Genomic DNA, 11,814 nt, shown 5'->3' on the forward strand with positions numbered 1-11,814 from the left:
AAGAAGCTGTTCTAGGATGCGAAGAACAGCTTCTTTTGTTTTAGTTTTTTAAGGATTTAATTTAGATTTTGTTAATCGTTATTTTTTAAATCTATTCTCAAAATATCCAATACCTTATCTCGGTAAATAAATTCATCAACTAAAACTTTCATTTTAGATTTGATCCCACTTGGAGTGAGCCTAACGTTCTTAGCTAATTTTTTTGCTTCCGATGATATTTTATCATTATCTACAAAGCCTGTTTCTTTCATCAAATCTTCAATACAGATCAACATCAAGCCTTCATCTTTTAAATTCCCGCTTTCTGCAATCATCCAGCTTAATGCGTAAAATGCAGATCGTGATATTAAAATAGGAGATAAGCCTGCCTTGTTTTCTGGCATTTTATTAAACGGACTTTCTACCACTTTAGCGGTTAAATACTTTTGCAGGTTTCTGGGTTCATCATCTGTTTTAATTTGTATTAAACCATCTAATGCTTGCGCATAAATACTGATCCATCTAATATTTCTCCTAAATTCATGAACACCAGCTTCCAATTTTTCAAAAGTCAATTTCCCGGATTTGTAATCTTTCAGAATCTTTTTTATTTCTTTCCTGATGGTTTTAGCAATGGCTTTTTTCTCTGCATCTGCATTTAGCCATTCTACTTTATCAAGCCGCAGAATACTTTTTTCTATCCTAGGTTCTTTTTCATCAAGCCAGTCATCGTGTAGTAATAGGCTGTATAGATTGTTTAATTCTGTTTGATAATTTTGAAAAAGCTGGTTGAGCAATACAGTTGGGAAGTTTTTATCGGCCGAAAGTTCTTTATGAAAAGCTTCGTAATAATCTACTTTACCCAATTGGTCTTCTAAAGATTTGAATTTTGATCGTAGTTTTTTAAATGTTTTCTTGTTGTTAATGTTTTTATAGATCCTGCACAATGCTTCTAAATAAAAAAGATGTTGCCTGGCCGATGATCCAAAAAATGCCAAAGGTATATTCTCTTGCTGTTTTGCATCCAAGATAATCTCCCTTAAACTTTGCAGCGGGTTTAAGAATCTTTTTATACTTGCGTTGCGGTTATTGATCGTTTCTGTTTTCATGAGCATAAATTTTGCAAAACCTAAATGGTAGAATGTTTGGTTCTAAATTAACGTTGTTATTAAACAAATGTTTACCGATGAAAAATATCCATGAAAACGTAACCATTTTTGTGCTTCTATCAATTTTTGTTGCAATATGTTCTTTTACAAATAAAATTCAGCAAAAAGATGCCATTACAGGGAAATGGCAAGAAGAGAGCAAAGTTAAGACCATTGAGATCTATAAAGCTAATGATGAATATTTCTGGAAAATACTGACTAACAAACATCAAGATAAAGGCTAACTTACACCGGATATCGTAATGATGGATAGTTTTATTTATGATGATGAAGGCCATGATTGGAAAGGGCATGTGATCATCCCATCTCATAAAATGAACTTAAATGGGGAGATTACTTTAGAGAATAAAGACCAAATGAAATCTTTGGTAAAAATTGCTTTTATTAGTAAATCTAGAACTTAGAATAGAATAAAATAACCCTTAATTCTATTTTAAGATATTCTGAAATTATTTATGAATTCATTTATTAGAATTAAAATTGCGCAAAAAATACCAGATTTTGAAAGCCCAACCAACAGGTGTTTCTTTTCTTAATACGCTATTAAAAGATTTTAATCATTACCAATCGGCTTTGGCAGATTAAAGATTTAGAACTTCACTTTAAAATGCTCCTTGGCTTGGTCTTTTTTAAAGAAAACCAATCCAATCCAAAACAAATCTATAGTTACCGTAACCTGGGGGTGTTCTTTGATCATTTCCCAAGCTTCTTGCATGCCTCCGCTCCAATAAATATCATCAAAAATAATAACAGAATCTTTGTTTACATGAGGCAAAAACCAATTGAAATAGTTAATGGTAGCATCTTTTCTATGATTGCCATCGATGAAAATAAAATCTAATGATTGTTCTGCTTCGATAATGGGAGGGAGGGTATCGTCAAAATTTCCGATACTGGTATTAACGTTTTTTAAACCTAAGCTTTTAAAGTTTTCTTGGGCAAGCCCTGCAGTTTGTGGGCAACCTTCTAACGTAATAACTTTAGCTTCTGGTACCGCTTCTGATAAATAAGCCGTAGTAATACCTAAACAGGTACCTAGTTCTATGATGTTTCTAGGTTGAAATTCTTTGGCCAGCCTGTAAAGTAATTGGGCTAATTTTTTTGGTTTCAAAGCATTTTTGGCCAATTGCTTTACTTGTTTCTGTTTTAAATTATTTACGTAAGAACCCGCCCCTAAATCTGTAATGGTAATAAATCTTTCATCAGATAATAATTTTTTGCGCAAATTCTCGATATTTTTATAGGCTGGTTTTTCTTTAAAATCGTAAATTACCTCATCAACCAGATGGTAAACAAACGGAGAATGAATGCCATGGCGGGTATTGGCTTTGGCTAAATGTTTGATATAATTTACAACAAGGCTAGCGTTAAACATGGCTGCGAAAATACTAATTTAGATTTGAGAATTTAGAGTTGATTGAGACACAAGATTTGAGACACGAGAATCAAGACACAAGATTTGAGACACGAGAATCAAGACACAAGATTTGAGACACAAGAAACAAGACGCAGGAATCAAAAGCCAAGAAAGAATAAACGCTTCAAAGAAGTACGATAAGAAAATATAGGCATCTTGATACTTGATACTAACTACTCGCTACTAAACAAAAATGATAAACGAAACAAAAATAGCTTCACTCATCACTCTATTGGATGATCCTGATCCGCAGATCTTTTCTCAGATTGAAGGCGAGCTGCTCTCTTACGGAAACGAGGTTGTGAATTATTTAGAGAACGCTTGGGAAAGGTCTTTTGATGCCTTATTGCAAGAACGTATAGAGAATTTGATCCATAAAATACAGTTTAGGAACGTTAGAGAAGATCTGGCATTATGGTACCAAAGTGGCGGGTTTGATTTATTGAGGGGCATCTTGATCATTAATAAATATCAATACCCAGATCTGAACGAGCAAAAAATTATCAACCAAATAGAAGCCATTAAAAGGGACATTTGGTTGCAGATGATGTATGAAGGCAGCCCGATAGAAAATATAAAGCTCATTAACCATATTTTTTATAACGTTTACGGCTTTAGCGGAAATACCACCAATCATCAAGACCCAAAAAACTCTTACTTAAGTGAAGTTTTAGAGAGTAAAAAAGGAAACCAAATTTCTTTGGCGATCATCTACTCTATTGTTGCCCAAAAACTGGATATCCCTATTTATGGCGTTAACCTTCCACAGCATTTTATCCTTGCTTACGCCGATGAAACTGTAAAAGGCAGCGAAGAAACGGGCGTTCTTTTCTACATCAACGTTTTTAATAAGGGTTACATCTTTGCAAAAAAAGATATTGATCAATTTTTGAAACAGTTAAAGATAAACCCCGAAAAACTCTTTTACCAACCTTGTTCTAATACAGAGATACTGAAAAGGGTGTTAAGAAACCTGATAAGCTCTTATGAAAAAGCGGGTGCAATAGAAAAATCTGAAGAATTGTTACAACTTCTAGAGGTTTTAAAAGATTAATTATTTTAGGTTAATGCCCCGTAAGCTTCATCAATTGTTTTACAAGCCATCTAACCCGGTAATCTTAGCGTTATTTTTAGATAAAAACCAGCAACTTTGTTCACTCTGTGAAAAACTCTATAAACTTGGTGGTTAAAATATAAAGTTATTGGCTTCCATCCAGCTTATCATACTATCAAACCAAGATTCTTTGGTGGATTTATTATGTAAGCCAAAGCCATGCCCACCGGCTTGGTATAAATGGAGTTCTGTTTTTACGCCAGCTTCTTTTAATGCCCTTGTTAAATCTAAACTATTTTCTGATGGAACGGTTTTATCGTCATTTGCTTGAAATATAAATGTTGGTGGCGTATCACTGTTAACTTGTAACTCGTTAGAGTAAAGTTTTATGTCTTCGGCACTGGGGTTTTTCCCTAAAAGATTTTCTTTAGAACCTTTATGGGTATAGGTCCCCATCGTAACAACGGGGTAGCCCAAAATCATAAAATCTGGTCGTAAACTAATGTTTTTCGGATTATCTATTAACGATTTTTGATAATGAGTACCTAAGGTAGAAGCTAAATGCCCTCCGGCAGAAAAACCCATTATACCAATCTTAGTACTATCTAAATTCCATTTGGCGGCGTTTTCACGAACCATTTTTATGGCTTGTTGCGCATCCTGCAAAGGGCCTATCGTTTTATCGATCATTATTTCATCAGATGGTAAACGATATTTCAATACAAAAGCAGTAATTCCATATTTATTTAATTCTTTTGCAACAGCTTTACCTTCATTTATCATAGATAAATACCTATAACCCCCACCCGGACAAATAATCACAGACGTTCCATCTGCTTTCACTTTTTCGGGATAAAAGGCAGTTAACTTTGGGATAGATACTTTGCCAATGCGGATGTTCCCGTCAGTTTTTGAAGTATCGCTCGTTTCTATATAAACCTCGTTTACCTTGGCGTTGGGTATTTTACCTGGATATAGGTTTATAACTTCTTGTGCTTCAGATTTGGAAATCATTAATATCAACAGAAAAATTGTGAATGTTAGTTTCATGTTTTTTATTTATAATATGGTTAATATACGGTAATTTATAAATATTTCGATTTAACGTTTTGCTTATCGAGTTATTAAATTATATAAGCCCCAATCAATCAATGCCTAATGAACTCATTCGCTAACCTTCAAACTCTAATGAACTAATGATTAATGAACTCATTCGCTAACCTTCAAACCCTGATGAACTATTTTAACTAATGAATTATTCCCCTCCAAACTCCATTAAGTAAGCTTTCAAAAACTCGTCAATTTCGCCATCTAAAACGGCTTGGGCATTAGAGGTTTCATAATTGGTGCGCACATCCTTAACCATTTTATAAGGATGCAGTACATAATTCCTTATCTGCGATCCCCATTCAATTTTCATTTTGCTGCCCTCAATAGCATTGGTAATTTCCATCTTCTTGCGTAATTCGATCTCATAAAGCTGAGATTTTAATAAGCGCATGGCATTTTCTTTATTCTGTAATTGAGAGCGGGATTCTTGGTTTTTTATGATGATACCAGACGGTTTATGGTACAGCCTAACCGCCGTTTCTACCTTGTTAACATTTTGCCCACCTGCACCACCAGATCTAAAGGTTTCAAATTCTACATCAGCAGGGTTGATGTCAATTTCAATGGTATCATCAACCAAAGGATAAACATAAACAGAAGCAAAGGAAGTATGTCTTTTTGCATTAGCATCAAAAGGAGAGATACGCACCAAACGATGAACGCCATTTTCACCTTTTAAATAACCATAAGAAAAATCGCCGTCAAATTGCATGGTAACGGTTTTTATCCCGGCAACATCACCTTCTTGGTAATCTTGCTCAGTAACTTTATAGCCGTTTTTTTGCCCCCACATCATATACATTCTCATCAGCATGGCTGCCCAATCACAACTCTCGGTTCCGCCGGCACCAGAAGTTATTTGTAAAACCGCACTCAACTGGTCCTCATCTGCGGAAAGCATATTCTTAAACTCCAAATCGTCTAAAGCGGCCAAAGTTTCTTCATATTGGGTTAGCATTTCCTCTTCTGTAGCTTCTCCGGCCTGTACAAATTCGAGCATTACCGCACTATCCTCAACTGCGGATTCGGCCTTTTCATAAGCATCTGTCCAGCTTTTCTTAAGCTTAATGGCGTGTAATATCTTTTCTGCCGCTTTAGGATCGTCCCAAAAACTGGGTTGCAGCGTCATTTCTTGTTCTTCTTTTAACGATAATAATTTCGCATCAACGTCAAAGATGCCTCCTCAGAGACGTTACCCTGTCTCTCAAATCTTGCAATTGTTCTTTTGTCATGCGGCAAATATATTGATTCTTAAATTTTAAAACGGTTGTTTTTAAGTTGAAAAGTTAACAATTCACTGGGGCGTTTTAACACGCTATCCGCTCATACTGCACATGGCCTTATCCACAGGCAGGTATCCACTCCTATCGTTAACGCCTTATGATGTGGAAATTAATCGCAAAAATTAGTTGTATAAGAGTTAAATATTTAATCAGAAATCAATTGCTCTCAAAACTTTGCATGGCAATCAGTTTTTTATATAAACCGGCTTGTTGCATCAAACTTTCATGGTTGCCAGATTCTACAATTTTTCCGTTTTCTAAAACTAAAATCAAATCGGCTTTTTGTATGGTAGTTAAACGATGTGCAATGATCAAGGTGGTTCTGTTTTCCATTAAATGATCTAACGCTTCTTGCACCAATTTTTCAGATTCTGTATCTAAAGCGGATGTTGCTTCGTCTAACAACATGATTGGCGGATTGCCCAAAACAGCCCTTGCAATACAGATACGTTGTTTTTGCCCACCAGATAGCTTAATCCCCCTATCGCCAATATTGGTCTGGTAACCTTCATCTGTTTTTACGATAAACTCATGGGCATTGGCAATTTTTGCGGCATTTTCAACATCAACCTTGCTAAAACCTTCCCTACCAAAAACGATATTATTATAAACGGTATCATTAAAAAGAATAGATTCTTGGTTTACGATCCCCATCAAATCCCTTAAAGAATGTTGGGTAACCGATTGAATATCCAACCCATCGATAAATATATTCCCGCTTTTTGGTTCAGAAAATCTGGGTATTAAATCCAAGAGTGTAGATTTCCCCCCTCCAGATGGCCCAACTAAGGCAACCGTTTTCCCTTTCGCAATGGTAAGGTTAATGTTCTTTAAGATCACTTTATCGCCATAAGAAAAATAAACGTCGCTAAAATTGATGCTGTCTTCAAAACTTTTAATAGAGACGGCTTCTTTTGCATCTTCAATAGCCGGTTTGGTATCAATTAAATTTAAAACACGCTCTCCTGCGGCCAAACCTTGGTTAATATTGCTAAAAGAATCTGAAATGGCCTTAGCCGGACGCAGCAATTGGGAAAAAGCCGCTATATAAGTAATAAAACCTGCTGCTGTTATGCTGCTGTTATTTTCAAAAACCAATGAACCACCGTAAATTAAAATCCCAGAAAGGGTGAGTACCCCTAAAAACTCAGAAACGGGCGATGCCATTTGCTGCCTTTTAGCTATCGATCTATTGATGTTAGAATATCTTTCGTTTTCTGAATTGAACTTTCTGTTGATATATGGCAAGGCATTAAAGGCTTTAACAATGCGTATCCCACTTAAGGCTTCATCTACATAACTTAACATTACCCCAAAAGAATTTTGAGATTCTGAGGCCTGCGCCCTTAAACTTTTAACAATGCGCCCAATTACCAAACCAGAAACCGGTAACAATAAAAGCGTAAATAAGGTAAGCTGGGCAGAAATTGTAAACAAAAGGTACATGTACCCAATAATGAGTAAAGGTTCTCTTATAATTACCTGCAAAGTATTGGTTACAGAAAATTGAACAACCTGCACATCAGCAGTGATTTTAGCAATAATATCTCCTTTACGTTCGCTATTAAAAAAGTGTAAGTGTAAACGCGTTACCGATTCAAATACCGTTTTCCTAAGGTTTTGAAGGGTGTAAATCCTCAAGTTTTCCATAATTCTTTGAGAAAGATACCTGAAGATATTGCTCAATAGCACACATAAAACCAAAGAGATGGCTACAAAGATGAGCGCACCTTTTTGTCCATTTATTTGTATGTAAGTATTAAAATGATAGTTGAACAAATCAGAAAAATATTGGAAAGACCAATCAAAAGTAGGCACATGGGCTATTTTCTTTACGGTTTCTTCCGTTGATTGTTTAAATAGAACATTTAAAACAGGCATCAATAAAGAAAAAACTAAAGTATTAAATAAAGCATACAGTAACGTAAATATAAAATAGGGGGCAGCAAATTTCCCAATAGGTTTTGCAAATGATAAAAGACGGAAATAGGTTTTCATTTATTGAAATAAAATGCCAAATATAATGTTTTTTAAAAAAGTGATTTATATGGGCGAAAACATTATTTAAAATGTCTGTAGATATTTGTTTTGTAGAATTTTTGAGCAAGCCATTTTATACGTCTAGCTATATTTTTACTATTTGTAGAAAGCGGAGAATTCATCAATCCATTGTGAGAACCTTGTTCTACTAATGGAGGGTGTGCCCAATACATTTCTATAATGTTCTGATTTATAAGTGAATTATGCCATAAATCAATTACGTTACAGCATAAATTATTTTTTAAATAATCAATTATGTTTTTTGCCGCTTGTAAATCAATTAGATAGGCACCTGCGCACCTACCGTAAGTAGCTTTATATAAAAGTTTGTCTTTTTTAATTTCCTTAGAAGACGGAAATCTTAATGTCGAATTTTCAAGCGATATAATAAAACCGGGTTTCAAGTTATCTGCTTCTTCACAAATTTTGTTTATTGCGACTTTAAAATCTGTTAAGAAAAAAGGATCATTTTCAAAAACAACTGCATATTTATCCTCGTTTTCAATCATTTTTTGATAACAATATATATGATTAAGGGTACAAGATAATGCACCTTTACTTAGTATAGAGTTGATGTTCTTACAAAAGTATTTTGATTTAGTTTCATCTGTCATTAATGTTGGACTGCCATCAGTAACAAATTCAAAAGATAAATTCAAATCTTTAAATATTTTAATTAATCTTTCTTCATGAGCTTCATAACCCTGTAAAGCGTGAACGATATATATATTATCAATTGCTATTTCCATCAATTAATCTTTGTGTAATTTTTGTATTCAAATAATCTAATTCCAAATTTATCTTCAAACCAAGCTAAAATTTTCCTTCTTGTGCTTAGCTTTTTTGGCGATTTTGTTGGGTCAAAAGAAAATGTCCAATTCATTTTTTCTTTTCTATCGAGATAAACCTTAGGAAGCGATTCTTCAAATTTCATCAACCTATCGGCATTTCCATAATCAAATTCTTTACTGTTGATCCTTTTTTCATCTAGCCAATCATCATCATGATAAAATGTATTGAAATTATTTACTTTATTGATCAAACCAGACGGAGGTTTAACCCAACCAAAATGATAAATATAGGCATCAATTAATCTGACTTTTATTTTTCTACCGTCAATTCTAAAACCTTGGGCATCCCTATAAGAGTGAACGTTTAGATCCTTCCTAATAACCCTAACTTCTCTTCTGTACCAACGCCTAGACTGTCCGTAATAATCATAAGAGCCATAAAAATGGATGTATTTAAAAAGCAAGCCTTCTATTTTTGGGTTTGATAGTGCATCTTCCATTTCTTTTTTAATAGTAGGAAGATATTTCTCATGCACACATTCGTCGCCTTGAATATAAAATGCCCAATCCACATCTTTAGAAATCGCGGCGAAAGCTTTATCGGTTTCTAAAGCAAATGTTTTCCCGCCTTCTCGCACACTCATATCCCAAACGGTATCAATAATTTTTATTTTTGGGGATGCTATGTTTACTATCAATTGTCTGGTACCGTCATCACTATCACCAACGGCAACAACAAACTCATCGCAAATGGGCAATATCGAGGTAATTGCTTCAACAATCGCATAATCATTAATTACCGCATTTCTAATAAAGGTAAAGCCGGCAACTTTCATTGATTTATATTTTTTAAAACAGGTTTGGTTAATTGTTGCTTTTTCCAATGGTCTCCTTCTTTGTACAGAAAAAATTTGCCCAATTTATATTTGAATAGTAGATGCCCTTCATAATCTACACCTAAAATACGGTAAGAAATTTTTTCATCACTCTCGATACAAAAATTAACAGCTTCGGTAAAAGCGGTTGGGCCGGTCATGCGGTGCACATCATGTGGGTAAAGATTTTTATCAATGTTTTCCTTAACGATAGATAAAGCTTTCTCTAAAAACGGATGACCTGCCGCAAAAACGAGGGCCCATTGCACATATAAGCCTTCATTTCCTTCTCTGCTGATGATGGCATCGTCATTTTCTTTTATAAATTCTTTAAGTTTCCCTTTAATGCCACTATCTATATCAACATAGATCCCTCCTTTTTTGTAGAGAATGGCATACCTAAAAAAATCGGCCTTTGCGGCACCAATATTTAATTTATGGTAAGCCTTAAACCATTCTTCATCAAAATTATCCTTAAAAAATTCTTCAATCCTTGCATCATCATAAAATTCATAATTATATTCTGGGTTGTTTTTCAAGAATTTTTTAATGTGCCAACGCGTAATAAATGGCAAGTCTTTGTTTTTGAAGGTTTGATAAATTACTTTGGGGATTGCCATTTTTTGATACTTGCGTTTGATAATTTATTAGCAGGCCAGCTATTATGATGATGATTTAAACCAAGCAAAAATACGATATATTTTATAGCTTTCTTTTATTGAGGCTATAAATCTCAATTTGAGAATCAATTAGTTTTTTGGGTTACCGCACTATTGTTTTCTGTTTTTTTGATGTTTAACAATAGCCAGAAAAAAATAAAAGCATTGGCCGTCATTTGTTTTTCTAAAGTGTTTTCTATCATCATGTGAAATAAAAAAGGAAGGATAACCCAGATTAATAAATGCTGGTTTTGGCTGCCTTTATAAATTGTAAAACCTAAAAAAAACATAAATAGAATACTAAAGGGGCAACCAAAACATAATACAAAATAAACAAATTGGTTGTGGATAAATATCCTGTTCTCCGGGATTAAAAAATAAGAGTTTACCCCATATTGCTGCTGCATCTTTAAACTGGCATCGGCAGCAGAAACGCCTAAAATTGGATTTTTTTTGATGATTTCAAAAGCACATTTTATGGCTGCCCATCTTTGCCCCACAGACTCGTAATTTGGGTTTTTGTTCTCTACAATACTTTTAAAATCTGTAATGGTATTTTTATACCTATTTTTAATAGAGGGGATCATTAAAATACTGAACATCATAATGAAAGCCACTATTACAATTGCCCACACGTATTTCATTTTTTTATAAAAAATGAGCTCTTTAAAACTATATAAAAAAGTAAGTAAGTAAATTGAGATAATAGAAAACCGATAGGCTATAAAATGAAGCTCAAAGATCAATAAGATCAATAATAAGCCTAAGAAAAGCTTGTTTTTTATGGTTTTGCATTTAATGATCAAGTAAATTAACAAAACAAAGGCAACCACACTTAAAACGCCTAATTCAGAATGATCTGGGCCTATTAAGGGTTTAATGTTTTTACTGTTGGCAACATCATTTAAAAATTGATGATAGTTTATAACAGCTGAAATTGAATTGATGCTTAGGCAAACCAGACAATAAAAAATAAATGATAAGAATAAGATGTTCAGCTGTTTTAGATTTGGTTTTTTGACAAATAAAAACGCTAAAGGAATGATGATATATATGCTGTTTTTAAAAAGCATAATTTGCCATTGAGTAATATCTTCGCTATATAATCCGCTAAAAATAAGGGCTATATATATTATAGGAAATAGCCATATATAAGGTTTTACATCAAGTTTTTTACTATTAAAATAATAATCGGCACCAGCTGCTGCTAATAATAAAACACAGCTAATAGAAAGTATGGCTCGTGAAAAAAAAAGCCCGAACAAAAAAACAAGGCAAGACCAAAAAAAAAGTTTTTCGGTAAAAAAAGAAGAATAGTTTAAATTACTTTCTGCCTTGGGCATATAAATGATATTTTTACTATAATTAATTCAAGTTGCTAGTTAAAGAATAAAAAAGTAAGCATCAAAAATGAGAAATTTGGTTTACTACAACTAA

General features: G+C 33.8%; 12 protein-coding genes. 3 read left to right on the forward strand and 9 right to left on the reverse strand.

The window, feature by feature from the left end; all coding sequences use genetic code 11:
* Positions 1-71 precede the first annotated feature (71 nt).
* A complete protein-coding gene (locus I5M32_RS16190) occupies positions 72-1,088 on the reverse strand; it encodes an SMP domain-containing protein (protein ID WP_200588175.1) in 1,017 nt (338 codons plus the stop codon).
* A 77-nt stretch (positions 1,089-1,165) separates the two neighbouring features.
* On the opposite strand from I5M32_RS16190, the gene I5M32_RS16195 reads away from it, so the two are divergent.
* Both I5M32_RS16195 and I5M32_RS16200 read left to right on the forward strand, forming a co-directional pair.
* Positions 1,166-1,372: a DUF2147 domain-containing protein gene (locus tag I5M32_RS16195; protein ID WP_200588177.1), complete on the forward strand. Its 207-nt coding sequence runs from the start codon at positions 1,166-1,168 to the stop codon at positions 1,370-1,372.
* 18 nt (positions 1,373-1,390) lie between these two features.
* The gene (locus I5M32_RS16200) at positions 1,391-1,552 is read left to right on the forward strand and encodes a hypothetical protein (RefSeq protein WP_200588179.1); all 162 of its coding nucleotides are present in this window, start codon (positions 1,391-1,393) and stop codon (positions 1,550-1,552) included.
* Positions 1,553-1,737: 185 nt separating this feature from the next.
* Here I5M32_RS16200 and I5M32_RS16205 read toward each other — a convergent pair whose 3' ends face one another.
* A complete protein-coding gene (locus I5M32_RS16205) occupies positions 1,738-2,523 on the reverse strand; it encodes an O-methyltransferase (protein ID WP_200588181.1) in 786 nt (261 codons plus the stop codon).
* Between the two features lie 235 nt (positions 2,524-2,758).
* Between I5M32_RS16205 and I5M32_RS16210 the strand changes: the two genes are divergently transcribed.
* Complete coding sequence (locus tag I5M32_RS16210; protein WP_200588183.1) at positions 2,759-3,619, forward strand: transglutaminase-like domain-containing protein; 861 nt, start codon at positions 2,759-2,761, stop codon at positions 3,617-3,619.
* 132 nt (positions 3,620-3,751) lie between these two features.
* Here the strand turns inward: I5M32_RS16210 and I5M32_RS16215 are convergent, their stop codons facing one another.
* From I5M32_RS16215 to I5M32_RS16245, 7 genes are all read right to left on the reverse strand, one after another.
* Positions 3,752-4,669, reverse strand: a complete 918-nt coding sequence (locus tag I5M32_RS16215) for an alpha/beta hydrolase (RefSeq protein WP_200588185.1) — start codon at positions 4,667-4,669, stop codon at positions 3,752-3,754.
* A 205-nt stretch (positions 4,670-4,874) separates the two neighbouring features.
* Positions 4,875-5,961, reverse strand: a protein-coding gene (prfB, locus tag I5M32_RS16220; RefSeq protein WP_200588187.1) for a peptide chain release factor 2 whose coding sequence is annotated in 2 segments (ribosomal slippage) — positions 4,875-5,900 and positions 5,902-5,961 — 1,086 coding nt in all. Because the reading frame shifts where the segments join, the coding sequence is not laid out codon by codon here.
* Between the two features lie 207 nt (positions 5,962-6,168).
* Positions 6,169-8,010, reverse strand: coding sequence for an ABC transporter ATP-binding protein (locus I5M32_RS16225; RefSeq protein WP_200588188.1), 1,842 nt, complete (start codon positions 8,008-8,010; stop codon positions 6,169-6,171).
* Positions 8,011-8,072: 62 nt separating this feature from the next.
* Positions 8,073-8,801, reverse strand: coding sequence for a glycosyltransferase family 25 protein (locus tag I5M32_RS16230; protein ID WP_200588189.1), 729 nt, complete (start codon positions 8,799-8,801; stop codon positions 8,073-8,075).
* Positions 8,801-9,679 (reverse strand): glycosyltransferase family 2 protein, encoded by an 879-nt coding sequence (locus I5M32_RS16235; RefSeq protein ID WP_200588190.1) that lies wholly within the window; start codon positions 9,677-9,679, stop codon positions 8,801-8,803. The genes I5M32_RS16230 and I5M32_RS16235 overlap by 1 nt, the downstream gene beginning before the upstream one ends.
* A complete protein-coding gene (locus tag I5M32_RS16240; protein ID WP_200588191.1) occupies positions 9,676-10,338 on the reverse strand; it encodes a glycosyltransferase family 32 protein in 663 nt (220 codons plus the stop codon). The genes I5M32_RS16235 and I5M32_RS16240 overlap by 4 nt, the downstream gene beginning before the upstream one ends.
* Before the next feature lie 125 nt (positions 10,339-10,463).
* Positions 10,464-11,720 (reverse strand): O-antigen ligase family protein, encoded by a 1,257-nt coding sequence (locus I5M32_RS16245; RefSeq protein ID WP_200588192.1) that lies wholly within the window; start codon positions 11,718-11,720, stop codon positions 10,464-10,466.
* Positions 11,721-11,814 lie beyond the last annotated feature (94 nt).

It is taken from the genome of Pedobacter segetis, assembly GCF_016623585.1.
Taxonomy (GTDB): Bacteria; Bacteroidota; Bacteroidia; order Sphingobacteriales; family Sphingobacteriaceae; genus Pseudopedobacter; species Pseudopedobacter segetis.